Raw genomic sequence first — 25,091 nt, 5'->3', positions numbered from 1 at the left:
TCGGCGAGTTCGAGCGGGACCCCGACCAGACCGAGCAACGCAGCGTACCCGGAGCGCAGCGAAGGGGGCGACGACTTCGGCTCGCCTTTCTTTGGGTTACGTTTCTTTGGCGACGCAAAGAAAGGTGACTGCGCCGCCGGGCGCACTTCCCGGCTGGGGATGCTGGCAGTATCAAGTAAATCCAAAGGTTCAAGCCAAATCACTCGCTAGCGCACGAATTACCTGCGCAGCATGCTATCAATTTAGGATTTATCGTCTTTTGAATCCATGGCCTGGCGTATCGAAGCCTGAACTTGATCTGGGTCAGAGCCTTGGTGCGCCAATCGGCGTTCAATGGGGCATCTAAGCTTTCAAGGAATGACCATGCAAACCAATGTCGGCGGCATAGACCGCATTCTCCGTATCGCCGTGGGGGCCGGGCTGGTGGCTTTGGCTGCTACGGGCACGGTGGGGGCTTGGGGCTGGCTGGGCTTGCTGCCGCTGGCAACCGGGCTGGTGGGCTGGTGCCCGCCTTATGCGCTGTTTGGGTGGAATACCTGCGCGGTGAAGAGCAAGGGTTGATCTGCTATATAAAACGTAGCTTCTAGCGCAGGTATTGCCTGCGCTAGAAGCCTGTTTGGATAGAAATATGCGCTCAGCCCACCCGCCGCAGCCGCACGATAAAACAGGTCTCCGCCGTGGTGCGCGGCATGGGCAGGCCGGCCTGGGTCAGCCAGGCGCCGTGCAGCTCCACGCCGCCGGCCTGTAGCTGGTCGAAGAAGGGCGCGGGGGACTGGACGGCGCCGTCGCCTTCGATGGGTACCAGCTGCTCCACCTGGTAGCGGGCCTGCGGGTCCAGCATGGGCAGGCGCAGCGGGGGCGTGTAGCGGTGGCTGGTGGGCTGGCAGCGGTAGACGAAGAGCAGCAGGTCGTCGCTATCGCCATGCGCTTGCCAGACCAGGCTGTCGGCGCCTTCGCCGCGCCAGACGCGGCCGTGGTGCAGCTGGTGCCTCCAATTTTTATAGCGCGCTATCCAGGTGCTAAGTGCGCTGCGGGTCGATTCATCTAGATGCCGTACATCCAGCTCCACGCCCAGGTGGCCGGTCATTGCCACGGCTGCGCGGAAGGCCAGGGACTGGCTGCGGCCGGTGGTGTGGGCAGGTGCGGTGCCGATGTGCGAACCCAGGATCTCCGGTGGGAAGAACTGACCAAAGCCTTGCTGGATCTGCACCCGTGACATGGCGTCTATGCAGTCGCTGGCCCACACGCGGTGGGTGTGTTGCAGCACGCCAAAGTCGATGCGGCCGCCACCACCTGAGCAGCTTTCGATCTCCACCTCGGGGTGGGCGCTGCGCAACCGCGCCAGCAGGGCGTAGACGGCCAGCACCTGGGCGCGGTAGCCGGGGCCGCCCAGGCCACCGGCCAGGGCGGCGGTGGTCAGGTCGCGGTTCAGGTCCCACTTGAGGTAGCGGATGGGGTGGGCGGCCAGCAGGGTGGCTATCTTGCCAAACAGGTAGTCGGCAACCTCTGGGCGGGAGATGTCCAGCACTAGCTGGTTGCGCGAGGTGATCAGTGGGCGGCCGGCGATCTGCAGCGCCCAGTCGGGGTGGGTGCGGTGCAGATCGCTGTCGGGGTTGAGCATTTCGGGCTCGACCCACAGGCCGAACTCCATGCCCAGGCTGTTCACGTGCTGCACCAGCGGGCCCAGGCCCTGGGGGAACTTGTCCTGGTCGGGCCACCAGTCGCCCAGGCCTGCGCGGTCGTGGTGGCGGCGGTGGAACCAGCCGTCGTCCAGCACAAAGCGCTCCACGCCCACACTGGCGGCGGCATCGGCCAGGGCCATCACGTCGGTGGGCACCAGGTCGAAGTAGAAAGCCTCCCAGGTGTTCAGGTGCACCGGGCGCGGCCGCATTGCGCCGCCGGGCCAGGCCATGCGCGCGCGCAGGGCGGCGTGGAAGTTGGCGGCCAGGCCGTTCAGGCCTTGGGTGGAGCAACTGGCCACCATGTCGGGCGTACGCAGGCTCTGACCCGGGGGCAGTAGGCCTTCGCCAGGGGCCAGCCATTCGCCCATTTGCCATTGGTATTGGCCGTCGTGCAGCCACTCGATGGTTTGCTGGTGGTTGCCCGACCAAGCCAGGTGGGCGCCGTACACCAGGCCGTCGTGGTCGGTGCTGCCGGGCGTGGTGACCACGGCGCCGGGGAAGCAGTCGTGCGAGGTGCGGCCGCGGCGGTTTTCCTTGCGCCACAGGCTGCGGCTGAGGGTGTCGGTCTGCAGCAGGAATTCATGGTTGTGCTGGCCTGCGTAGGAGCGCACGGCGTTCGCGTGGCCGGGCAGGGGCAGGGTGCCGGCGGCCAGCCATTGCACGTCCAGCGCTGTGTCGCCCAGGTTGGTCAGGGTGGTGTGCACGGTCAGTACATCACTGGCCGGGTCCAGCGCCAGGGCTACGTCCATGCGGAAGCGGGCCACGTCGTCGAACAGGTGCAACACGGCGGCGCAGCCGGGTGTGGTCCATTCCACTTCGCAGCGGGTAATGGCCTGGGCGAAGTCCTGGCCGGCGCGGTGGGCCAGCAGCGCGCTTTGGCCGAACCAGCCCACGCCGAAGGTGGGCACCAGGGTCAGCGGCTGGTCAAAGTCCAGCATGAAGGAGGGCAGGGGCCGGGTGCTGCGCAGCGCCGCGCCGGGCGTGCTGCTGTCCGGCAAACGCGGGCCCCAGTAACGCCACAGGGGGGCCTCGTTGGTGGGGCATTCGAGGACCAGCGTGCTGTTGCGGCTGTGCAGGGTGAGGAAATCGGTCATGGGGGTGAAGGGATGCGTGGCGGTAAATGTCCCGTTCGCCCTGAGCTTGTCGAAGGGCTTCGACAGGCTCAGCCCGAACGGTGGTGGAGGGCCGGGTGGTTCTGTAGTCCTTCAGGCTGCGTGCGGAATCTGCATATCGGAAATCGGGATGCGCCGCTCCAACGCATGGCCCGTTCCATCGAACACGTGCAGCGCGGCGGCGGGCAGGGATACGGCTACGCGCTGACCGGCGTCGGCATGGGCCTGGCCGGGGGCTTTGACGATCACCGGTGCGTTGATGGAGCCGTTGTCCAGGAACAGGTAGGTGGATTCGCCCAGGCGCTCCTGCCACTGCACCTGGCGCACCACGTGCTGGGTGGCGGTGCCTAGCTGGGCATGCTCGGGGCGTATGCCCACGACCACCGGTTGGCCAGGTTTGAGCGCGCTGGCGTCCACCATGGCGTCCACGGTTTCGCCGGTCTGCAGGCGCACGGTGGCCAGGGCCGCGCTGCCGCTGACCAGCTCTCCGGGCAGGAAGTTCATCTTGGGCGAACCGATGAAGCCGGCCACGAACATATTGCGCGGGCGGTGGTACAGCTCTAGCGGGCTGCCGCACTGGGCCACGCTGCCCTCAGATAGCACGGCGGGGCCGGCGTTGAGCAGCAGGATGCGGTCGGCCAGGGTCATGGCTTCGACCTGGTCGTGGGTTACGTAGACGGTGGCGGCGCGACCGAAGTCGCGGTGGATCTTGGCGATCTCAAAGCGGGTCTGCACGCGCAGCGCGGCGTCCAGATTGGACAGGGGTTCGTCGAACAAAAACACGCCGGGTTCTCGCACGATGGCGCGGCCAATCGCTACGCGCTGGCGCTGGCCGCCGGACAAGGCCTTGGGCTTGCGGTCCAGCAGGTGGTCCAGTTGCAGCACCTTGGCGGCTTCCGTCACCTTGGTGCGAACCAGCTTTTTGTCCATGCGGGCCAGGGTCATGCCAAAGGCCAGGTTTTCATACACCGTGAGGTGGGGGAACAGTGCGTAGCTCTGGAACACCATGGCCACGCCGCGCTTGGCCGGGGGCGTGTCGTTCATGCGTTGGCCGTCGATCAGCAGGCTGCCGCTGGTGATGTCTTCCAGCCCGGCCAGCATGCGCAGCAGGGTGGATTTGCCGCAGCCCGACGGGCCGACGAAGACGCAGAATTCGCCCTGTTTGACATGCAGATCGACATTGCGGATGACCGCCACATCGTTCAGATAGTTTTTGTTGACGGCTTGGAGTTCGATGCTGGCCATGGTGCGGGTTCTCTTCAGGCGTGCAGGTATTCAGGCAGGAAGCTGCGGTGTGCGACCAGCAGCTCATCCACCATGGCGCGGATTTGCGACAGATCGAGCACGGCGGCGGTGTGCGGGTCCAGCATGGCTGCGTGGTAGACGTGCTCGCGGTTTTGTTCCAGCACGCTGGCCACCACCAGCTCCTGCACATTCACGTTGGTGCGCATCAGCGCACCCAGCTGTACGGGCAGCTTGCCGATGCGGGTGGGCTGCACGCCGTTGGCGTCCACCAGGCAGGGCACTTCGACGGCGCAGCCTTGGGGCAGGTTGTCGATCAGGTTGTTGTTGATCACATTGCCGTTGATGACGCAGGGTGTGTCGGTCACCATGGAATGGATGATGGAGCTGCCGTATTCCACCGAGCGGGTGACGGTGTTCAGGCCTTCCAGCAACTGGGCTGCGTCGTTCACCGAGCGCGGCATGACATGGATGTTGGCCGCCTGCAGCTGGGCCAGCAGGGCCTGCGGGTCTTGCGAGCCGGGGGTGGCCAGTTCGCGTTCGATGTAGGGCCAGGCGTGTTCAAAGATTTCGCAGCGGCCGGGGTATTCGTCCAGCGGGATGTTGAACTTCTCCAGCAGCTCTGCGCGGTCCTTCTTGATGAACCAGGGCACGTACTCGGCAAAGTGCTCGCTCGACTCGGTGGGGAAGTGGCCCAACTGGTGCAGCATTTCGTAGCGCACGCGGTTCCATGCGGGTTCGCGGCCTTCGGCGTGGATCTGGCGCAGGCGCGGGTACAGGTCTTCGCCCTGGTGTTCGAAGCGCAGGTAGAACGACATGTGGTTGATGCCGGCGCACTGGTAGCGGATTTCTTCGGCCGGGATGTTCAGGTCGCGGGCCAGCTCTTCGGCGGTGTGTTGCACGCTGTGGCACAGGCCCACGGTGGGGATGCGGGTGCTGGCCGCGTTCAGCGCCCAGGTGATCATCGCCATGGGGTTCACGTAGTTGAGGTGCACGGCGCCGGGGGCGCACACGTCCTCCATGTCTTTCAGCATGGCCAGCTGCACGGGGATGGTCCGCAGGCCGCGCATGATGCCGCCTATGCCCAGGGTGTCGCCAATGGTCTGCTCCAGGCCAAACTTCTTCGGGATCTCGAAGTCGGTCACGGTAGCCGGCTTGTAGCCGCCGACCTGGATGGTGCTGATGATGAAACTGGCGCCGGCCAGCGCACGGCGCCGGTCGGTGCTGGCGCTGATGGTGGGCACCACGCCCAGGGCGGCGGCCACGCGGCGGGCCACGCCTTCGGCCAGCTGCAGGCGGTGCTCGTCGATGTCGTGCAGCGCAATCTCGCAGCCCGCCAGCTCCGGGTAGGAGAGGATGTCGCCTAGCAGATTGCGGGTGAAGACGATGCTGCCGGCACCGATGAGGGTGATTTTGAGATTGCGTGCCATGGACGGTCCTTTAGTTCTTCAGGAGTTGGTTGACTTTGGTGTTGGCGGCTTTGAGTGCGCTGCTGGCATCGGACTTGCCGGCCATCACCGCCTCCAGTGCGGACTTCATGATTTCGTTGACTTCATTGCCGTTGTCGGCAATCGGCGCCAGGAAGGTCTTGGACTTGGACATGGTGATGAAGGCGGATGAATCCACGCCCTTGGCTTTCTGCGCCGCGATTGCGTGCTCGGCCTCGCCCTTCACGGCTGGGAACACCACGCCGTAGCCGGCGACCACGCTCTGGCAGCTGGCCGAGCCCAGGTACTTGACCCACTTCCAGGCTTCTTCCTTGACCTTGCTGCCGGCCCAGATGGAGTCGGCCAGGCCGTTGAACATGGTGGCGCGGCTGCCTATGGGGCCGGTGGGCAGCGGTACCCAGGCGTAGTCGAACTTGGCGTTGTCCTTGAAGTAGGTAATCATCCAGGAGCCCTGGGGCACGATGGCGACCTTCTTGGCGACGAACATCGCGTCCGAGCCCAGGGACTTGGTGTTCTCAAAGCTGGCCGAAACGCCCTTGGCTGGCAGACCCGCCAGGTAGGTCATGGTTTCTGCCAGCTTGGGGTCGTCGTAGTAGAACTTCGGGTCCCAGGGCTTGTCCTGGAACTTGAAGCCGTTGGACACGGCGAAGTGGCTCCATTCGGTCTGGCCCATCATGCTGGTGGTGCCGGGTGTCTGGTAGCCGTAGGTGGTGACGGTTTTCTTGTCGAACTTGGGCGAGGTGGCGTTGTTGCCCGCTGCGTCCAGCGTGAGCTTGCGCACCACTTGTTCAAAGCTGCCACCGTCCTTGGGGTTCCAGCTCATGTTCTGCAGGTCGGCCAGCGTGACGCCGGCCTTCTTGGCCATGTCCATGTTGACGATGAAGCCAATCGTGTCCCAGTCTTTGGGCAGGCCCAGTTGCTTGCCGTTGCGGCCCCAGATGTCGTACAGGCCGGCGGAGTAGCTGGCGGGGTCTACCTTGTCACGCTGGATCAGCGGGGTCAGGTCCACCAGCTGGTCGTTCTTGGCGAACTCGGGGTATTTGGCCAGGTGGTCGGTGAACACGTCGGGCGCGGTGCCCGAGACCATGCCGGTGGAGATCGCGCTCCAGTAGTCGTCCCAGCCGGACTGGGTGATCTTGATGGTGGTGCCGGGGTTGGCCTTGGTGAAGTCGGCAGCGCACTGCTTGTAGGCGGGTAGCTGATTGGCGTCCCACAGCATGTATTTGACTTCGGCGGCGCCGGCTGTGCCTGCGGCCAGAGCGGCAAGAGTGCTCACTGTGGCCAGGGTGGAAAGTTTGAAGTTCATCGGTTGTCTCCGTTAGGGTTGGTTTTGGTTGCGGGAAATCATTTGCCGCCTGAGAACTGCACCGACTCCACCACCTGGCGGCCCAGGGTGACGAGCAGCACAATCGTTGGCAGTACGGTGATGGCGGTGGCGGCCATCAGGCCGGTCCAGTCGGGCTGGCCTTGCGGGGTTTGCGACTTGAAGGACTGCAAGGCGACCGGCAGCACTTGCAGCGCTTCTTCCTTGGCCACCAGGAAGGGCCAGAAGAATTCGTTCCACATATTGATGCCGGTCAGCATGGCGATGGTGGCCAGCGGCGTGATGCTCAGCGGCAGCACCACGCGGGTGAAGATGTAGAGCGGGGTGGCGCCGTCGAGCAGCGCGGCCTCTTCCAGATCCCGCGGTATCGACAGGAAGAACTGGCGCAGGAAGAAGATCGAGAAGCCCTGCATCAGGCAGAACGGCGCCACCATGCCGGCCATGGTGTTGAGCAGGCCCAGGTCCTTGATCAAGATGAAGTTGGGGATCATGGTGACCACGCCGGGCACCATCATCGATCCGACGAACATGCCAAACACCACATTGCGCCCCGGAAAGCGCAGCCGCGCAAATGCATAGGCGGCCATGGCGGCAAACGTCACCTGCATCACCACAATGATGCCGGTGAACAGCAGCGAGTTGCCCAGCGAGCGGGCGAGGTTGATCTCGGCGCCCGAGCCGCCCAGGGCCTGGCTTTCTTCCTGCGTCATCATGCCCAGCACGCGCTTGAAGTTGGCCAGCGTGGGCTTGTTAGGCAGCAGTTGGGTGGATTCGGTGTACAGATCGGCGGGGTGCATCAAGGCCGTCTTGACGGCCATCCACAGCGGCATCAGCGTGATGACCAGCATCAGGATCAGCATGGCCCAGGCGGCGATGCGGCCCCAGGCGATGCCCGGTTGGTGGGCGGAAGAGCTAGGTGTGTTCATGACGTGCCTTTCAAGCCAAATCGTTTTGGGAGGCCCGCATGACGCGCATCTGCACCACGGTGTAGAGCAGCATGACGGCGGCCAGCGTCATTGACATGGCCGAGGCGTAGCCCATCTTGTAGAAGCTGAAGGCGTTCTGCACGATGTAGTAGACGATCACCCGGGTGGAGTCCAGCGGGCCGCCGGCGGTGGTCACGGCGATGGTGTCGAATATCTGGAACGAGCCGGTCACGCTGGTCACCAGCACAAACACCATCACCGGGCGCAGCAGCGGCAGGGTGATGCGCCAGAACATCTGCCACTCGCTGGCGCCCTCCAGCGCGGCGGCTTCATACAGGTTGCGCGGAATGTTCTGCAGTCCGGCCAGGAACAGCATGGACACCAGGCCCATGTGGCGCCAGATGTTCACCGCCGCCACCGTGAACAGGGCCTGGTCCGGCCCGCCAAAAAACGGCTGGCGCTCAAAGCCAATCTGCATGATCAGCGCATCCACCACGCCCAGCAGCGGGTCCAGCATCCAGAACCACATCAGCGCCACCAGCACGTTGGACAGCAGATAGGGCAGCAGCACGATGGACTTGACGAACAGCGACTTGGTCAGCCGGTCCATGGACACCGCCAGAAACAGGCCCAGCACCACCTGCAGCGGAATGTTCAACACCACGTAGATGGCAGACAGCTTCATGCCCTGCCAAAACTTGCCGTCGTCCAGCATGCGGGCGTAGTTGTCCAGCCCGATGAACTTGGGCGCGCGCAGCATGTTCCAGTCGGTGAAGCTGATACCAATGGCACGCAGCGTGGGCCAGGCATAGAACAGAGCGAAGCCGATGAAGGCGGGTAGCACCAGTGCCCAGGCTGTCAGCGTCTCGGTGCGCCGGGTGGGGCTGAGCGCATGCGGTGAGGTGGCTTGCATCGTGTCTCCTGTGTATCTAACGCTTATGCTAACGCGAGTTAGTAAGCTGATAGTAGTTTAATTAACACGCGTTAGTACTAGGGAAAACGCGAAATAAAGGGTTTCGGATACGATAGGGCGACATGTCCAGATCCTTGAAATCCCCCCCCACCAGCAGCGAGGTTGCACGCCGAGCTGGCGTCTCACGCACCACCGTGTCCTTCGTGCTGAACAATGTGCGCGACCAGGGCATCAGCGAAGCCACGCGCGAAAAAGTGCTGGCCGCCGCCCGCGACATCGGCTACGAGCCGAATGCCGCCGCGCGCACCCTGGCCGGCGGCACCACCGGCACCGTGGCCCTGGTCATCCCCAAGGCCGCGCATCTGTATGTAGACGTGTTTTTGGCGCAGCTGGTGGCCAGCATCAACCAGGAATGCCACCGCTACGGCCTGAAGATGCTGATCGAGTCCAGCGACGACGAGGGACGCGAACCCGGTGCCTTTGTGGACCTGGTGCGCAGCCGCCGCATCGACGGCCTGATCGTGGTCAACCCCAGCATGCCGGGGCGCGAGTACCTGGAGCGCGTGCTGGAGGCCGGCATTCCCATGGTGGTGTTTGGCGCGGGTCTGCCCGATATGGACCGCTTCCACACCACCGGCAACGACACCTCTTTGTCGTCCAAGATGGCGGTCAACCATTTGATCGGCCTGGGCCATAGCCGCATTGCCTTCGTCAACTTCGCCCAACCCGAATACCTGGCGGTGAACGAGCGCGAGCGCGGCTGGCGCGAAGCCATGGCCGATCACGGTTTTGCGATAGACCCGGCCTGGGTGGCCTATGCCGACATCAGCGCCGCCAGCGGCTACCGCGCCACGCAGGAGCTGCTGGCGCGCAAGGCACCGTTTACCGCGCTGTTCGCGGGCAACGACACCATTGCCTTTGGCGCCATCCGCGCGCTGAAAGAGGCCGGCCTGCGTGTACCGCAGGATGTGGCCGTCGTGGGCTACGACGATATTCCCATGGCTGAATTTGCCAGCCCTCCGCTGACCACGGTGCGCACCGACACCATGGGCCTGGGCCGTGACGCCATGGCCATGCTGGTGGCCCTGCTGCGCAATGAAACCCCGGTACGCACCATCGTGCCCGACGCGCTGATGCCGCTGGTGGTGCGTGAGTCCTGCGGCGCTGGCTTAGCCGATTCTCAAAGAAAATAGGCTGCTCGCGCAGATAGATCGTGCGCAGGCAGCTATTTATTTAATAGCAACCGGCTTTAACGCGATGACAGCAGCAGCTTGATCCCCAGCAGGCCCAGCACTGCGCCTGTGGCCCGGTCTATGGCCGTCTTGGCCTGTAGATAGGTTTGCCTTGGCCGTGTCGACGACAGGGCCAGAGCCACCAGCACATACCAGCAGCCTTCCAGCACGAACACGCTGGGCGGCAGCGCCAGGCTCAGCGCTGCGGAGGGCGTCGCCGGCAGCAGGGCCGCGAAGATAACGCCGTAGACCACCGCAGCCCTAGAACGTGTTTGCGATCTATTTGAGGCCGCGTTGGGGAGCAATCGGGATGAGTTGGCTGTCAGCGCCTGCAGCATGGGCTCCCCGCCCATGCAAGGGTGATGGCGGACAAATCGCCCGATTTCTCCCCAACCCGCAGGGCAGCTGCCTTTTCGGGCAGTCTGGGGCGTTGCGACTCTTGCCAATAGCGGGGCTATTGGCAAGAGCCGCGCCTACCAGCCCCTCCCGAAAAGGCAGCTGCGTGGCCCCAAATAGATCGCAAACACGTTCTTAGGGTTGCTGACCATGGTGCCGGCGCCAATCACAAAGTGCCGCAACCAGCCCGCAGCGCTGGGTGGCGCACCATCGGCAAGCACCAGCGGCGTCTTGGCGCCTTGCCAGATCTTGTAGGCCAGGTACAGCAGATAGATGCCGCCCGCCAGCTTCAAACCCCAATAGGCCAATGGCACCTGCTGCAGCACCGCGTGCAGCCCCAGCAGCGCCACGATGCACAGCACACAGGCCCCAGCCGCCATGCCCAGCGCCGACGCCACGCCGGCTGCGCGCGAGTTGCCAATCGCCGTGCGGGCCACCAGCACAAAGCTGGGGCCGGGGCTGATTACGCCTATGAACAGCACGGCCAGGATGCTGGCCAGGGTGGTGAACGTATCCATTGCTAGACCTCTCGGGTTGTGAGTCAAATGGGCTGCTAGCGCAGATAGTAACTGCGCTAGCAGCTACAGATTGCATAGCGTTCAGGGTGGGAAGACAAGTTTGCAGAGTTGCCACTGTAGTGCCGCATGCGCCTGGTTGGGATGCTGGATTGTCGTGATCTGCCGGCTTCCCGGTGAAAACCCTGATACCTGCATTCCAAATCCTTTCTACAATTAAAACTATAAATTCACACATGAATAAATATGCAAGAACAGTCAAACCAGGGTCCTGCGCAAGCGCTTGTCGTGGACCATTCTTCTCTTGAAGCCTGGCAGGCTCGGCGTGCGCGCTTTGCGGCGGCGGCTTCGCCCGCGCAGCAGGCACTTTTGCTGGCCGAGGCCAGTCGCGCCACGCGCCGCCAGGTACTGCACATGATCCATGGCGCCGGCCTGGGCCATATCGGCGGTGACTTCTCGGTGACCGATGTGCTGACCACCTTGTTCGAGGCCGTGCTGCGCATCGCCCCGGCACTGCCCCAGTGGGCTGAGCGCGACCGCTTCATCCTGAGCAAGGGCCACTGCGCGGCGGCTTTGTATTCCACGCTGGCGGCCTGCGGCTTTTTCTCGCCCGACCGTTTGCAGCATTTCATGGCCAATCTGTCGCCGTTGAATGGCCATCCAAACCGGCAAAAAATCCCCGGCGTCGAAACCAATACCGGCCCGCTGGGCCACGGCCTGCCGGTGGCGGTGGGCTGCGCCTCGGCTGCACAAATTTCCAAGCAGGACTGGCGTACCTACGTCATCTTGGGCGACGGCGAGCTGCAAGAAGGCAGCAACTGGGAAGCCGCCATGTGCGCCGCCCACCGCCACCTGGGTTCGCTGACCGCCGTGGTGGACCGCAACCGACTGCAGCAGGGCGCAACCACGGCCGATACCAACGAACTGGAGCCGCTGGCCGACAAATGGCGCGCCTTTGGCTGGGACGTGGTGACGGTAGACGGCCACAACCATGCCGAGCTGCTGGCCGCCCTGACCGCGCCGCACCCCGGACAACCGCGTTTTGTCATCGCCAACACCGTCAAGGGCAAGGGTGTCTCTTTCATGGAGAACGGCGTGGAGTGGCACCATAAAGTGCCCAGCACAGCGCAATATGAAGCAGCCTTGCAGGAGTTGGATCAATGAGTAAAGAAGACAACAGCGTCGCCGGCACATTCGATTGCCGTGTGGCCTTTGCCGAAGAACTGGCGGCCCTGGCGCGCACCGACAAGCGCATCGTCGCCGTATGCAACGACTCGGTGGGCTCCAGCAACCTGGGGGCTTTCAAGAAGGAGTTTCCGGACCGTCTGGTCAACGTCGGCATTGCCGAGCAGAACATGGTGGGCGTGGCCGCTGGCCTGGCCAATGGCGGCTTTCTGCCATTCGTATGCGCAGCGTCTCCGTTCCTGACCGGCCGTGCGCTGGAGCAGATCAAGGCCGACGTGGCGTACAGCAACTTTCCCGTGGCGCTGTGCGGCATGAGCCCCGGCATGGCCTACGGCGAACTGGGCCCTACCCACCACTCCATCGAAGATTTGGCCTGGATACGTGCTATCGGCGACCTGCCGGTGATCGTGCCGGCCGACCCGGCGGAAACGCGGGCGGCCCTGCGCTGGTTTGTCGCTTCGGGCGGCCCGGCCTTTCTGCGCATCGGCCGCTACAAGGTACCGGCGGTGATGCCGGACGGGCAGGACTTCGTGCTGGGCAAATCCGCGACCTTGCATGAAGGCAAGGACGTGACCCTGATCGCCATCGGCACCATGGTCTCGCGCGCGCTAGAAGCCGCAGAACAACTCGGCCGCGAAGGCATTACAGCGCGGGTGATCAATGCGTCGTCGGTCAAGCCGCTGGACAACGAAGCCGTGCTGCGTGCCGCCCGTGAGACGGGCGCCATCGTGACGGTGGAAGAGGGCATTGTGCATGGCGGCCTGGGTGGCGCCGTAGCCGAGCTGGTGGTGCAGAACCACCCGGTGCCGGTGCGCATCATGGGCGTGCCGGGCTTTGCGCCCACGGGCAGCACCAGCTTCCTGCTGCAGCACTTTGGCCTGACCGCCGAGGGCATTGCTACGCAAGCCCGGGCTTTGGTGGCTGCACGCAAAGGCTGATAAAGGTTGATATATGGCTGCGCATATTTTGGCGATCGACCAGGGCACCAGCGCCACCAAATGCATCTTGGTGGATGCAGCCGGCCGCATGGTGGCAAAGGCGACCGCGCCCTTGTCCGAATACCTGCCGCTGCCCGGCTGGGTAGAACAGGACGCCGAGGAAATCTGGCAGAGCGTGCTGCAGGCGGTACACGCCTGCCTGGCCCAAGTTCCCGGCGTGCAGGTGGCCGGTGTGGGCATCAGCACGCAGCGCGAGTCGGCCCTGGTCTGGCAGCGCAGCGATGGCCGGGCCGTAACCCCGTTGCTGAGCTGGCAAGACCAGCGCACGGTGGCACTGCGCGACCGTTTGAGCACCGATGCTGTCGAAAAAATGGTGCGCGAGCGCTCCGGCCTGCCGCTGGACCCGATGTTCTCCGCACTCAAATTGGCCTGGCTGCTGGACGAGTTCGATCCGCAGCGCGAGCAGGCCCGCTCGGGCAACTGGTGCGCCGGCACGGTGGACGCCTATTTGTTGGGACGCCTGGGCGCGGACTTTGTGACCGAGGTGGGCAATGCATCCCGCACCCAGCTGCTGAATGTGCATACCGGCGACTGGGATGCGGATTTGCTGGCGCTGTTTGGCATTCCACGCCAGTTGCTACCGCGTGTCCATGCGTCTCGCGGCGTGTTTGCCACCGCGGACAAACTGCATCCCGCGCTGGAAGGCGTGCCGGTGTTGTCGGTCATGGCCGATTCGCATTCGGCCCTGTTTGCGCACGGCGGGTTTGAGCCCGGGCAGGTCAAGGCCACGCTGGGCACCGGTTCGTCGGTGATGGCGCTGGCGCCCAGCGGCGTGGCGCACCACCCCGGTATGTGCCTCACGATTGCCTGGGACGCCGGCCAGGGCCCGGTGCAGGCGCTGGAGGGCAATATCCGCGCCGCTGGCGCCACGTTGCGCTGGCTGGCGGATCTGTTCGAGATGCCACTGGACGACGCGGTGGAGTTGGCCAGCCGCAGTGCCAGCAATGGCGTCTGCCTGGTGCCCGGCTTCAACGGCCTGGGCGCGCCCTGGTGGGATACGCAGGCCGTGGGCCTGGTCAGCGGCTTGACGTTGAGCGCCGGTAAGTCTGCGCTGATGGCGGCCGGGTTGGAATCTATTGCGCACCAGGTGGCGGATGTGATCGATGCCATGGACCAGAGCGTGCCCGGCATGCGCAAGCTGTATCTGGACGGCGGCCCTTCGCGCAATCCGCGTTTGCTGGACATGTTGGCTGGCTATATATCCCGCCCGGTGGTGCAGTGCGCCGATCCCGAGCTCTCGGCCCTGGGCGTGGCGCATCTGGCCGGGCTGCAGGCGGGCGTGTGGGACTGGGCGGGCTTGAAGGCCCTGGCCCGTGCCCAAAACGATGTGTCGTCCACCCTGGCCGCGGCCGAGGTGGCGGCCAGTCGGCATAACTGGTCGCACGCGGTGGCGCGTGCACGGCTGCGCGGCTGAACCCAGGTTTTCACAATTTCACGCCCATCTTCCGGAGGCATCTTGGCTATTGATCTTTCTAACCCGGCCGGCCCTGACAAGGCCCGCCCGACCGTCGCACCGCAGCACCGTGTCCATTGGGCGCGCACGCTGGTGGACCACGGCCCCGAGCTGAGCCTGCTGGTGCTGTGCGTGGCGTTGTCGTTGGCGACAGACACCTTCTTTTCCTTCCGTAACCTGCTGAATGTGCTGGACCAGCTGACGGTGCTGGGCATCATGGCGCTGGGCATGACGGCGGTGATCGTGATCGGCGGCATCGACCTGTCGGTGGGCTCGGTGCTGGCCTTGTCGATGATGGTGATGGGCTGGCTGTCGAACGTGGTGGGCATACCCATGCCGATTGCCATCCTGGCGGCGCTGGGCATGGGCGCGATTTGCGGGTTGGGCTCGGGCCTGCTGATCACCCATGCACGCCTGCCGGCTTTTATCGCCACGTTGGCCACCATGTCCATCTGCCGTGGCCTGGCGAATATGGTGACCGACGGCTCGCAGATCGTGGGCTACCCCGACTGGTTCTCGGCCATGTCGATCAACCGCTACTTCGGCTTTCTGTCGATCACGGTGGGGCTGTTCATCGTGTTGACCATCGCGGCTGCCATCTTCATGAAATACCGCGCCGCCGGGCGGTCCCTGTATGCGATTGGCGGCAGTGCCGAGGTGGCGCGGCTGGCCGGTATTCCGGTGCGCAAGGTGACGTTGGCGGTCTATACCGTATGCGGCCTGCTGGCCGGTCTGGCCGGAGCGGTGATGTCCACGCGGCTGGATTCTTCCCAGCCCAGCGGCGGCCTGGGTTACGAGCTGGACACGATTGCGGCCGTGGTGATTGGCGGAGCCAGTCTGTCCGGCGGTGTGGGCACCATCTGGGGCACGCTGATGGGCGTGCTGACCATCGGGGTGCTGCGCAACGGCTTGAACCTGCTGGGCGTATCGCCCTTCGTGCAGCAAGTGGTCATCGGCGGGGTGATTGTCCTGGCGGTGGCGGTGGATTCCAACAAACGCCGCATTGGCTAGCGCCGCACAGAGGAGGACCTACCGCCCAACGCCATTCATACACCTTTCAACCCTTGAGCCGACGCCGCATGGTCTGGTGGCGCCGTGATGGAACCGACCGCAATTACAAATACATCATTTAGGAGCAAACATGTTTAAGTTCAAGCAAATCGCCATCGCCGCCGGTGTGGCCGCATCCCTCGTCGCATCCAACGCCGCTTTTGCGCAAGAAAAGAAGATCGGCCTGGCCGTGGCCAATCTGCAGGCAGAGTTCTTCAACATGATCAAGCAGTCTGTCGAAACCTACGGCAAGGAAAAGGGTTACAAGGTCATCACCGTGGACGCCAAGGGCGACGCCACCACCCAGGTGAACCAGATCCAGGATCTGATCACGCAAAAGATCGATGCGCTGATCTACATCCCCGCCGGTGCCACCGCCGCTACCGTGCCGGTGAAGGCCGCGCGCGCTGCGGGCATCCCGGTCATCAACGTGGACCGCAACGCCGAAGGCGCGCCTGGCGACACCTTCATCTACGGCCAGTCGGTTGCCGCCACCAAGGCACTGGGTGAAATGGTCTGCGACAAGACCGGTGGCAAGGGCACGGTGGTGATGATCCACGGCCAGCGCGGCACAACGCCGGAAGTGGATCGCACCAAGGGCTTCAAGCAGGGCCTGGACAAATGCGGCCTGAAGGTCAAGCAAGAGCAGTGGACCGAGCGCTGGTCGGCCGATGAGGGCGCCAAGATCGCCCAGGACATGCTGCAACGCGACCCTTCCATCAACGTCATCCTGGGCCAGGCTGACGGCATTGCCCTGGGTGCATCGCAAGCGGTCAAGCTGGCCAAGTTGCCGCAAAAGATCTGGGTCGTCGGTTTTGACGGTGATGTGGGTGGCCTGAAGGCCGTGCAAAGCGGCTCGCTGGATGCCACGGCCACGCAGCAGACCTTCAACATGGGCCGCATGGCGGTGGATGCCGCCACCAGCCTGATCGCAGGCAAGGCCGTGCCCAAGGACCAACCTACCGACGCCAAGGTCACCACCCAAGCCAATGTGGAAGAGTTCCTGAAGGCACATCCTTAATCAGGCGGGCACGCCAGGCTCTCGTCCTCGGACGGGGCCTGGCGCCTGCCGTGCATTTATTTCCCCTGGTACATCCATGAGCACCCTTGCGTCTTCAGTAGACACCTCCGTCGATACCTCTACCGGCCTGGTCCTGCGCAACATCGGCAAAACCTATGGCCCGACCACTGTGTTGCGCGGGGTGCATCTGCAGGTGCAGCCCGGCGAGTTGCTGGCTTTGCTGGGCGAGAACGGCGCAGGCAAGTCCACGCTGTCGTCGGTGATTGCCGGGGTGGTGCAACCGGACGCGGGCGGCAGCATGTTCTGGCAAGGCCAGGCCTATGCGCCGCAGGCGCCTGTGGATGCGCTGCATGTGGGCATTGGCCTGATCCACCAGGAAATGCGCCTGCTGCCCGAGTTGACGATTGCGGAGAATATTTTTGTCGGTCGCCTGCCCATGAAGGGCGGGCGCATCGACCGCGACGGTATGGTCCAGCGCGCACAGGTGCAATTGCAGCGCCTGGGCTTGGATGTACCCGCTACCCAAAAAGTCGGCACCCTGAGCGTCGCCGCACAGCAGCAGGTGGAGATTGCCAAGGCGCTGACCTTGAACGCCAAGCTGCTGATACTGGATGAGCCCACGGCTGCGCTGGGCGACAAGGAAACGGACCGCCTGTTCGAGCAGATCCATCGCCTGAAGGCAGAAGGTGTCTCCTTCATTTATGTCAGCCACCGGCTGGCCGAGATTGCGCGCATTGCCGACCGCATCCTGGTGTTGCGCGATGGGGTGCAGGTCGCCACCCATGCCACGGCACAGGTACCTACCGCGCAGCTGGTGCGCGACATGGTGGGGCGCAGTGTGGACCGGCTGTTTCCTTCCATTCCAGCACCTGGACCGGATGCGGCCGTGGCGCTGGCGGTGCGTAATCTGCATGCACCGAATGGCCGGTTCAAGAACATATCGTTTGAAGTGCGTGCCGGTGAGGTGCTGGGTTTTGCCGGCATCGTGGGCGCCGGCCGCACCGAGCTGATGCGGGCCGTGGTGGGTATAGACCCCATCGCCCAGGGCAGCATAGAAGTCGACGGCAAGGCCATCGTGATGCGCAGCCCGATGGACGCCATACGTGCCCATCTGGTGCTGGTACCCGACGACCGCAAGGCCTTGGGCCTGGTGCTGCCCCATAGCATCGAGGACAACCTGCTGTACAACAACCTGGACCGCGTGGCACCCAGCGGCTGGTTGCAACCCGCACGCACCGCAGAGTTCGCACGCAAGCTGATCCAGCACCTGGGAGTGAAGGGCCAGCCCAAGTTGCCGGCCAGCAGCATGTCGGGCGGCAACCAGCAAAAGGTGGTGATCGCCAAATGGGTGGCGCACGACCCCAAGATCATCATCCTGGACGAGCCCACACGCGGTATCGACGTGGGCGCACGGGCCGCCATCTACGAGGTGATCGCTGAGCTGGCGCGGGCCGGCATGGCCGTGGTGGTGGTCAGCTCCGATCTGGACGAGGTGTTGGGCCTGGCGCACCGTGTGGTGGTGCTGGCGCGGGGCGAGAACCAGGGCGTCTTGACGCGTGAGGAAGCTACGCCCTCCCGGGTTATGGAGCTGGCGGTCTCTTAAGAGCCGTAGTGATAATCCGCGCCATGGCAAAACATCAATATGGCTCCCACGACCTGCAGCGTCTCATCACCCGGATCGCTAGCATGTACTACCAACGCGGCATCGGGCAGCCGCGCATTGCCGAGCAGCTCGGCCTGTCGCAGACGCGGGTATCACGCCTGCTCAAGCAGGCCGAGGAGTTGGGCATTGTGCGCATCACCGTCCATGTGCCCGAGGGCGTGCATGCCGACCTGGAAGAGCGGCTGGAAACGCACTACGGCTTAGACGAAGTCATCGTGGTCGAAGCCGAGGAGGCCGATGTGCTGGACGACGAGCGTACCAATCTGGCCCTGGCCGGCCCCACTGCCCGCTATCTGGAGCTGATGGTGCCGACCTTTGGTGCCATCGGCGTGTCGTCCTGGAGTTCCAGTTTGCTGGCAGCCGTCAACGTGATGCGACCTGCCGGTCCGGGCCATACGCGCAGCATCGTGCAGGTGCTGGGCGGTGTGGGCTTTGCGGGGGCGCAGGTATTTGCCACCCGGTTGACGGAGCGGCTGGCGCAGCTGTCCAAGGCCGAGGCCATTTTCATGAATGCGCCCGGCGTCGTCAGCACCGTGGAAGCCAAGAACGCCATGCTGAGCGACCCAACCTGCCGCCAGGCCCTGGAGCGTTTCGACGATTTGTCGGCCCTGTTACTGGGCATAGGCGCCATTCCGCCGTCGCGCATGTTGCGTGAGAGCGGTAATGTATTTACCGAGCAGGACCTGGCCGATCTGCGCGATGCCGGCGCCGTGGGCGATGTCTGCATGCAGTTTTTTGATGCCGATGGCAAGCACGTGACCACGCCGTTTGGCGAGCGTGTACTGGGCATAGGCATAGACCAAATCCGCCGCACGCGACGCCGCATCGGCGTGGCCGGAGGCGCGCGCAAATTCGAGGCCATACGCGCTGCCCTGCGTGGCGGCTGGCTGACCACTTTGATTACCGATTTACACACGGCCCAGCAACTGCTGGACCAACCTTAACCCTGCCGACCACGGGGCCGGCAGCATTGCACAGGAGCATGTATGGACTTGTTTGAATTGCGCGGCGACGTGGCTTTTGTTACGGGAGCGGGGAGCGGCATTGGCCAGCGTATCGCCGTGGGTCTAGCCCAAGCGGGTGCGGACGTGGCCTGCCTGGATTTGGCGGGTAGTGCCGGCTTGTCCTCTACAGTGGAGCGCATCAAAGCTTTGGGTCGGCGTGCGCTGGCGCTGGAAGGGAATGTCACGCGGGCCGAAGATGTGCAGGCGGCCGTGGCTGCCACCGAGAAGGATCTGGGCGCGCTGACGGTGGCGGTCAATTGCGCTGGCATCGCCAACGCGACCGCTGCGGAAGATATGCCCATAGAGCAGTGGCAGCGCATGATGCAAATCAACGTGGAGGGCGTGTTCTTGTCCTGCCAGGCCCAGGCGCGCGTGATGCTGCCGCGCCGCCGGGGCAGCATCGTCAATATCGCATCCATGTCGGGCAGCATCGTGAATCGGGGGCTGCTGCAGGCGCACTACAACAGCTCCAAGGCGGCGGTGATCCACCTCAGCAAGAGCCTGGCGATGGAGTGGAGTGACCGCGGCTTGCGTGTCAACAGCATCAGCCCCGGCTACACCATGACACCCATGAATGCCCGCCCCGAAGTGGCCGAGCAGTGCAAGATTTTCGAGCGCGATACGCCCCTGGGCCGTATGGCCACGGTGGACGAAATGGTCGGCCCCGCAGTGTTCCTGTCCAGCAAGGCGGCCTCGTTCTGTACCGGTGTGGACCTGATCGTAGACGGCGGTTTTGTCTGCTGGTAGGGGCTGGATATGTCCCTTAGATTCCAAGACAAAGTGGTGGTTGTAACCGGCGGTAGCCGGGGCATAGGCAAGAGTATTGCCGAGCGCTTTGCCCGCGAGGGTGCGCGCATCTGCGTGGCCGCGAATGAGGCCCTGGTACATGAAACAGCCCAGGCCTTGCGGGATGCCGGTGCCCAAGCCATTGCCGTGGTGCTGGATGTCACGGACAAGGTGCAGGTCAAGGCTATGTACGAACAGGTGGCGCGCGAGCTGGGTGAGGTGGATGTTTCTGTACAGAACGCCGGTGTCATCACGGTTGCCCGGCTGGAGGATTTGACCGAAGCCGAGTGGGACAAGGTCATGGCCGTGAACACCAAGGGCGTGTTTCTCTGCTGCCAAGAAGCTGCGGTACGCATGCGTGCTGCAGGCAAGAAGGGGCGCTTGATCAACACGGCCTCGGGCCAGGCGCGCCAAGGCTTTATCTTCACCCCGCACTACGCTGCCAGCAAGTTCGGCGTGGTGGGTATCACCCAGAGCCTGGCCAAGGAACTGGCCAAGACGGGCATCACTGTGAATGCTTTTTGCCCGGGCATCATCACCACCGATATGTGGGCTTACAACGATGCGGCCTGGGGTAAGCTGATGGGTGACTACCAGCCGGGTGAGCTGATGGCCGAGTGGGTAGCGGCCATCCCCATGGGCCGCGCGGGCACGGGGGAGGATGTGGCAGGACTGGTCAGTTTCTTTGCCTCGGACGATGCGGCTTACATCACGGGCCAGACCGTTAACGTGGACGGTGGGATGTTCATGTCCTGATGTGCGTGCTAGCGCGGTTCAGTACACGTGCCAGCCATCGAAATCCGCCTTGCCCAGCCGGACTCCTTGCTGGCGCAGCAGGGCGTAGGCACTGCTCAGGTGGAAGAAGAAATTAGGCAACGCGTACTGCGATAGAAAAACCTCGCCGGGCAGCGTCAGCGTGGCTTGGCCGGCCTGGTCGGTGCAGATGCGCTGGGCGCTGTCGGCCATTTGCGCTGGGCTCAACGCCGCCAGAAACTGCTGGGCCCGGGTAATCCGTGCGTGCAGCGCGGCAAACGAGTGGCCGGGTTCGCCGAATGGCGGCACTTCCAGCCCTGCCAACGGGGCGCAGGCTCGCACGGCGAAGTTGGTGGCGATTTCAACCTGCAGCGACAGGGGCAGCATATCGGGCGCCAGCCGCGCCTGCAGCAAACGCTGCGGGTCCAGCCCCGAAGTTTCGGCTCGCTCCAGCATCTGGGCCAGTTGGCCCAGATAACGCTGGAATACCGGTACCGATGTGGCGTACATGGGCTCAGGCTTGCAGCAGACTTTGCACGTAGCGTGTGACGCCAGTGTGCACATCGGCAAACACGTGGTCACAGCCGGTGCTGCGTAGCGCTGTGAGGTCGGCCTGCGTATAGCACTGGTACTTGCCGCGCAAGGCGTCTGGGAAGGCCACGTATTCCAGCTGACCACCAGTCACCGCGTCGGCCAGGCTGAGTGCCGGCTGCTGGCCATGGGCGCGCAGGGCATTGATGACGGCGTGGGCCACGTCGTTGAAGGGCTGGGCCTTGCCGGTGCCCAGGTTGAAGATGCCGGACTGGTCAGGGTGGTCGAAGAACCACAGGTTGACGGCCACCACGTCGTCCACGAACACAAAGTCGCGCAGCTGGGCGCCAGGTGCGTAGCCACCGTATTCGCCAAACAGCTTGACCTTGCCGTCTGCCTGGAACTGGTTGAACTGGTGGAAGGCAACGCTGGCCATGCGGCCCTTGTGCTGCTCGCGCGGGCCATAGACGTTGAAGTAGCGGAAACCCACCACCTGGCTGTGCGAGCGCTTGAAATCCGGGTCGCAGGCCAGGCGCATGCGCTGGTCAAACAGGAGCTTGGAGTAGCCGTACACATTCAACGGACGTTCGAACTCCGGCGTTTCGATGAAGGAAGCCGAGCCTCCATAGGTGGCCGCCGAAGATGCATACAGCAGGCGCGTACCCTGGGCCTGGCAGGCGGCAAACAGGTCGCAGGACACACGGTAGTTGTTGTCCATCATGTACTTGCCGTTCATCTCCATGGTGTCGCTGCAAGCGCCTTCATGGAATACCGTATCCACACGGCCATAAGCCTCCTGGGCGAAGCGGGAGTAGAAGGCGTCGGCATCCACGTAGTCGGCAATCTGCAGGTCGGCCAGATTGCGGTATTTGTCGCCCTGCGTCAGGTCATCTACCGCGATGATGTCGGTGATGCCACGTGCATTCAGGCCTTTGACGATGTTGCTGCCGATGAAGCCGGCGGCTCCGGTAACGACGATGCGGGTCATGGTGGGAATCCTCTTAAACGGCGGAAAAAAGTTCGTCGTAGCTGACGGTAGCGGTACCGAATTTACCGACGACCACGCCGCCAGCGCGGTTGGCCAGGGGCATGGCCTCGCGCAGGCTTAAGCCCGCGGCGACCAGGGCCGCCAGGGTGGCGATCACGGTGTCGCCGGCGCCGGTCACGTCGAATACCTCGCGGGCCTGGGCGCTCACGTGCAGCTCGCCTTGGTCATCGTACAGCGTCATGCCTTCTTCGCTGCGCGTGACCAGCAAGGCCTCCAGCTGCAGCTGCTGGCGCAGATTCTGCGACTTCGTGCGCAGCTCTTCCTCGCTGTTCCAGCTGCCCACCACCTGCTGTAGTTCGGCGCGGTTGGGGGTAATCACCGTGGCCTGGCTGTAGCGGGAGTAGTCCGAACCCTTGGGGTCGATCAGAATGCTTTTACCCTGTGTGCGCGCCAGCGCAATCATGTCGCCCACATGGGCCAGGCCACCCTTGCCGTAGTCGGAAAACAGCACGGCCTGGTGGGTCGGTAGCAGGGTGGCAAAACTGGCGGACTGTGAGGCCAGGATTTCGCTTTTGGGGGTGTTTTCAAAGTCCACCCGTATCAGCTGCTGCTGGCGGCCGATGACGCGCAGCTTGACCGTGGTTTGCAGCTGCGGGTCGCGGCCGAAATGGGTTCGGATACCGGTCTTTGCCACTAGCGCTTCCAGCCTGTGGCTGGCCTCGTCGTCACCCACTACGGTAAGTAGCGAGGACTGTGCGCCCAGGCTAACGATGTTGGAGGCCACGTTGGCAGCACCGCCCACGCGCTCTTCCTCGCGCGTGACCCGCACCACCGGTACCGGTGCTTCAGGGCTGATACGGTCTACTGCGCCGTACCAGTAGCGGTCCAGCATGGCGTCGCCCACGACCAGCACTTGTGCCTGGGAGATTTTTTCACGGGAAAGTGTCAAGAGTTTGGTCATATTGTTTTGTTTACAGCTCTTCCACGCGCCTTGCTGGATAACTATCCCAGGCCTGGCAGCCCGGGCATTGCCAGAAATGCTGTTTCGCCTCAAAACCGCAGGCAGCACAACGGTAGCGTTTCATGGGGCTGGCGGCGTGGTCCAGGGCGCGCTGGATCTGCGGATGAAACTCTTCGTGCTCCAGCTTTTCCCCTGCAATCCAGCGTGCGACTGCGACCAGTGACTGTTCTCGCTCCAAGTGCTTCAGGTAGCGCATGCGCACCTCGGTCATCGGCGTGCCGGAGCGCACTTGCAGGCCCAGAATGGCCTGCAACACGTCCAGCGAGGCGCTTTGGGCGTAGCTGGTCTCGAGCAGCGCAAGGGCCGGGTCGGTGAGCCCGGCGGCGGCAGCGATGGTGGCAATTCTTTCTGCTACCAAAGGTATAGCTGCTGGCGCAGATTCGGAAAGCGCTCGAAGGGTTTTGAAGGCTTCATCCAACTGGCCTGCCTGGTGTTGCAGGATGGCCAGGTCGATGCGCGGGCGGGCGGCTTGGGGGGCGATGGCGATTGCTTTTTCCAGCAAACCCTGGGCAGCCTCGGGCTGGGCCGCGGCCTGTTCACACAGGTAGTGCGATTGGCGACCGCTGAAGCTGCCCTGGCCAGCGGTTTCTAGCTTATGAGCGATCTCGGAAGCGTCGGCCCAGTCGCGTGAGCGCTCGTAGATCGCCAGCAAGGCCAGGCGGCTGCGGGCCTCGAAATCGGTGCCTTCCAGCTTGCGCAGCGCGGTCTCGGCCCGATCCAGCAAGCCAGCTTTGAGGAAATCCAGCGCCAGTGCGTGCTGGGCGCGGTCGCGGTCGGCGGCGCTCAGGTCGCCGCGCGACAGCAGATGTTCGTGCACCCGTACGGCACGCTCGTATTCGCCACGTCGGCGAAACAGGTTGCCCAGCGCGAAGTGCAGTTCAGAGGTGTCGGGGTCTTTTTGAACGGCTTCGATGAAGGCGTCGATAGCCTGGTCCTGTTGCTCATTGAGCAGGTAGTTCAGGCCCTTGAAATAGGCTTTGGGGGCGAGTCGGTTTTCTACCCGTAGCTGCCGAAAGTCGAACCGAGAGGCAAGCCAGCCCAGTACAAACGCAATCGGAAAGCCAAGCAATATCCAGCTGAGATCAAAGTCCATGGGGTGGGGATGAGGGTTCCGTACGGGAGGTTTCGGTCGCTGTGCTGGTGGGCAGGGGCGGTTGGGGCTGCTGTGCCTTCTTGGCGACGACGCGGTGTTTCCACCAACGCGGCACCATACCCAGTATGCCCAGCGCCAGGCCCGCGGCAAAGGCGCTCAGCACCAGTAGCACCATGGGGGCGCGCCATTGCGTACCGAAGAAGAAATGCACGGTGGCGTCTTGCTGGTTATTCAGGGCAAACGCAAACAGGGTAAAAAAAATGGCTGCTTTAAGTAACCACTTAAGCAGCCTGGCCAGGTTCTTCATGGGAGTCCTTCCTCTTCAGAACATTCTAGCGATCTGCGCCCGTCAATCCCGGGCTTCGCGCCGGTCTCGGGCTTCCAGTTCAGCCGTGCGCAGGTCTACCGCCTCGCGCAAAGCCTTGCCGGGTTTGAAATGGGGCACGCGCTTTTCGGGAATGGAGACGCTCTCGCCATTACGGGGGTTGCGACCTATGCGCGGTGCCCGGCGGTTGATGGAGAAGCTGCCAAAGCCACGGATCTCGACCCGGTGCCCGCGCACCAAGGCATCGCTGACCGCATCCAGGATGGTCTTGACAGCATGCTCTGCATCGCGGTGGGTGAGTTGGCTGAAACGGGCGGCCAGTTCTTCAACAAGGTCGGATCGGGTCATGGAAAAGGACGTTAGTCGGAGTTATGCAATGCCTTCGGTAAGGGGTGTGCCTGTAGAAGGCATTGCATAAGTCCTGCTCAAG

Annotated in this window: 25 protein-coding genes; 11 read left to right on the top strand and 14 right to left on the bottom strand. The window is 63.7% G+C overall.

The window, feature by feature from the left end; translation table 11 throughout:
• The first annotated feature begins 363 nt into the window (after nucleotides 1-363).
• A complete protein-coding gene (locus AC07VY_RS21035; RefSeq protein ID WP_495074772.1) occupies nucleotides 364-561 on the top strand; it encodes a YgaP family membrane protein in 198 nt (65 codons plus the stop codon).
• Nucleotides 562-634: 73 nt separating this feature from the next.
• On the opposite strand, the gene AC07VY_RS21030 is transcribed toward AC07VY_RS21035, so the two are convergent.
• From AC07VY_RS21030 to AC07VY_RS21005, 6 genes are all read right to left on the bottom strand, one after another.
• Nucleotides 635-2,776, bottom strand: a complete 2,142-nt coding sequence (locus tag AC07VY_RS21030; RefSeq protein ID WP_495099153.1) for an alpha-galactosidase — start codon at nucleotides 2,774-2,776, stop codon at nucleotides 635-637.
• 111 nt (nucleotides 2,777-2,887) lie between these two features.
• The gene (locus tag AC07VY_RS21025) at nucleotides 2,888-4,039 is read right to left on the bottom strand and encodes an ABC transporter ATP-binding protein (RefSeq protein WP_495099152.1); all 1,152 of its coding nucleotides are present in this window, start codon (nucleotides 4,037-4,039) and stop codon (nucleotides 2,888-2,890) included.
• Nucleotides 4,040-4,053: 14 nt separating this feature from the next.
• Nucleotides 4,054-5,466 (bottom strand): alpha-glucosidase/alpha-galactosidase, encoded by a 1,413-nt coding sequence (locus AC07VY_RS21020; protein ID WP_495099151.1) that lies wholly within the window; start codon nucleotides 5,464-5,466, stop codon nucleotides 4,054-4,056.
• Between the two features lie 10 nt (nucleotides 5,467-5,476).
• Nucleotides 5,477-6,790: an ABC transporter substrate-binding protein gene (locus tag AC07VY_RS21015; protein ID WP_495099150.1), complete on the bottom strand. Its 1,314-nt coding sequence runs from the start codon at nucleotides 6,788-6,790 to the stop codon at nucleotides 5,477-5,479.
• A 38-nt stretch (nucleotides 6,791-6,828) separates the two neighbouring features.
• On the bottom strand, nucleotides 6,829-7,734 hold the full coding sequence (locus AC07VY_RS21010) for a carbohydrate ABC transporter permease (RefSeq protein ID WP_495099149.1): 906 nt from the start codon (nucleotides 7,732-7,734) through the stop codon (nucleotides 6,829-6,831).
• Nucleotides 7,735-7,744: 10 nt separating this feature from the next.
• Entirely contained in the window at nucleotides 7,745-8,647 is a 903-nt protein-coding gene (locus AC07VY_RS21005; RefSeq protein WP_495074766.1) for a carbohydrate ABC transporter permease, read from the bottom strand.
• Nucleotides 8,648-8,769: 122 nt separating this feature from the next.
• Here AC07VY_RS21005 and AC07VY_RS21000 point away from each other — a divergent pair, with 122 nt between their 5' ends.
• The gene (locus AC07VY_RS21000) at nucleotides 8,770-9,840 is read left to right on the top strand and encodes a LacI family DNA-binding transcriptional regulator (protein WP_495099148.1); all 1,071 of its coding nucleotides are present in this window, start codon (nucleotides 8,770-8,772) and stop codon (nucleotides 9,838-9,840) included.
• 56 nt (nucleotides 9,841-9,896) lie between these two features.
• Here AC07VY_RS21000 and AC07VY_RS20995 read toward each other — a convergent pair whose 3' ends face one another.
• Both AC07VY_RS20995 and AC07VY_RS20990 read right to left on the bottom strand, forming a co-directional pair.
• A complete protein-coding gene (locus AC07VY_RS20995) occupies nucleotides 9,897-10,133 on the bottom strand; it encodes a LysE family transporter (RefSeq protein WP_495099147.1) in 237 nt (78 codons plus the stop codon).
• Nucleotides 10,134-10,352: 219 nt separating this feature from the next.
• Complete coding sequence (locus tag AC07VY_RS20990; protein WP_495099146.1) at nucleotides 10,353-10,793, bottom strand: LysE family translocator; 441 nt, start codon at nucleotides 10,791-10,793, stop codon at nucleotides 10,353-10,355.
• Nucleotides 10,794-11,078: 285 nt separating this feature from the next.
• Here AC07VY_RS20990 and AC07VY_RS20985 point away from each other — a divergent pair, with 285 nt between their 5' ends.
• From AC07VY_RS20985 to AC07VY_RS20945, 9 genes are all read left to right on the top strand, one after another.
• Nucleotides 11,079-11,954 (top strand): transketolase, encoded by an 876-nt coding sequence (locus AC07VY_RS20985; RefSeq protein WP_495099145.1) that lies wholly within the window; start codon nucleotides 11,079-11,081, stop codon nucleotides 11,952-11,954.
• Nucleotides 11,951-12,913 carry a transketolase family protein gene (locus tag AC07VY_RS20980; protein WP_116604710.1) on the top strand — a complete coding sequence of 321 codons (963 nt, stop codon included), beginning with the start codon at nucleotides 11,951-11,953 and terminating at the stop codon, nucleotides 12,911-12,913. The genes AC07VY_RS20985 and AC07VY_RS20980 overlap by 4 nt, the downstream gene beginning before the upstream one ends.
• Nucleotides 12,914-12,926: 13 nt before the next feature.
• On the top strand, nucleotides 12,927-14,387 hold the full coding sequence (locus tag AC07VY_RS20975; protein ID WP_495099144.1) for an FGGY-family carbohydrate kinase: 1,461 nt from the start codon (nucleotides 12,927-12,929) through the stop codon (nucleotides 14,385-14,387).
• A gap of 42 nt (nucleotides 14,388-14,429) precedes the next feature.
• Nucleotides 14,430-15,437 (top strand): ABC transporter permease, encoded by a 1,008-nt coding sequence (locus AC07VY_RS20970; RefSeq protein WP_315232518.1) that lies wholly within the window; start codon nucleotides 14,430-14,432, stop codon nucleotides 15,435-15,437.
• A gap of 130 nt (nucleotides 15,438-15,567) precedes the next feature.
• The gene (locus AC07VY_RS20965) at nucleotides 15,568-16,497 is read left to right on the top strand and encodes a sugar ABC transporter substrate-binding protein (protein WP_116604708.1); all 930 of its coding nucleotides are present in this window, start codon (nucleotides 15,568-15,570) and stop codon (nucleotides 16,495-16,497) included.
• 76 nt (nucleotides 16,498-16,573) lie between these two features.
• Nucleotides 16,574-18,100 carry a sugar ABC transporter ATP-binding protein gene (locus AC07VY_RS20960; protein WP_495099143.1) on the top strand — a complete coding sequence of 509 codons (1,527 nt, stop codon included), beginning with the start codon at nucleotides 16,574-16,576 and terminating at the stop codon, nucleotides 18,098-18,100.
• 23 nt (nucleotides 18,101-18,123) lie between these two features.
• Nucleotides 18,124-19,104, top strand: coding sequence for a sugar-binding transcriptional regulator (locus AC07VY_RS20955; protein WP_310370795.1), 981 nt, complete (start codon nucleotides 18,124-18,126; stop codon nucleotides 19,102-19,104).
• Nucleotides 19,105-19,146: 42 nt separating this feature from the next.
• Nucleotides 19,147-19,911, top strand: a complete 765-nt coding sequence (locus AC07VY_RS20950; RefSeq protein WP_495099142.1) for an SDR family oxidoreductase — start codon at nucleotides 19,147-19,149, stop codon at nucleotides 19,909-19,911.
• A 9-nt stretch (nucleotides 19,912-19,920) separates the two neighbouring features.
• Nucleotides 19,921-20,706: an SDR family oxidoreductase gene (locus AC07VY_RS20945; RefSeq protein ID WP_495099141.1), complete on the top strand. Its 786-nt coding sequence runs from the start codon at nucleotides 19,921-19,923 to the stop codon at nucleotides 20,704-20,706.
• 18 nt (nucleotides 20,707-20,724) lie between these two features.
• On the opposite strand, the gene AC07VY_RS20940 is transcribed toward AC07VY_RS20945, so the two are convergent.
• From AC07VY_RS20940 to AC07VY_RS20915, 6 genes are read right to left on the bottom strand one after another with little or no spacing between them, the layout of a single operon-like run.
• Nucleotides 20,725-21,213 (bottom strand): DUF1993 domain-containing protein, encoded by a 489-nt coding sequence (locus AC07VY_RS20940; protein ID WP_495099140.1) that lies wholly within the window; start codon nucleotides 21,211-21,213, stop codon nucleotides 20,725-20,727.
• 4 nt (nucleotides 21,214-21,217) lie between these two features.
• Entirely contained in the window at nucleotides 21,218-22,222 is a 1,005-nt protein-coding gene (rfaD, locus tag AC07VY_RS20935; RefSeq protein ID WP_495099139.1) for an ADP-glyceromanno-heptose 6-epimerase, read from the bottom strand.
• Between the two features lie 13 nt (nucleotides 22,223-22,235).
• Nucleotides 22,236-23,183: a D-glycero-beta-D-manno-heptose-7-phosphate kinase gene (rfaE1, locus tag AC07VY_RS20930; RefSeq protein ID WP_495074754.1), complete on the bottom strand. Its 948-nt coding sequence runs from the start codon at nucleotides 23,181-23,183 to the stop codon at nucleotides 22,236-22,238.
• Nucleotides 23,184-23,193: 10 nt separating this feature from the next.
• Nucleotides 23,194-24,336, bottom strand: a complete 1,143-nt coding sequence (gene lapB, locus AC07VY_RS20925) for a lipopolysaccharide assembly protein LapB (protein ID WP_495074753.1) — start codon at nucleotides 24,334-24,336, stop codon at nucleotides 23,194-23,196.
• Entirely contained in the window at nucleotides 24,326-24,643 is a 318-nt protein-coding gene (locus AC07VY_RS20920) for a LapA family protein (RefSeq protein ID WP_495074752.1), read from the bottom strand. Before AC07VY_RS20920 ends, lapB begins: the two co-directional genes overlap by 11 nt.
• A gap of 42 nt (nucleotides 24,644-24,685) precedes the next feature.
• The gene (locus AC07VY_RS20915) at nucleotides 24,686-25,009 is read right to left on the bottom strand and encodes an integration host factor subunit beta (protein ID WP_490590428.1); all 324 of its coding nucleotides are present in this window, start codon (nucleotides 25,007-25,009) and stop codon (nucleotides 24,686-24,688) included.
• Nucleotides 25,010-25,091 lie beyond the last annotated feature (82 nt).

Source organism: Rhodoferax sp. GW821-FHT02C08 (assembly GCF_059421805.1).
This window is presented reverse-complemented; position numbering and strand designations above follow the sequence as displayed.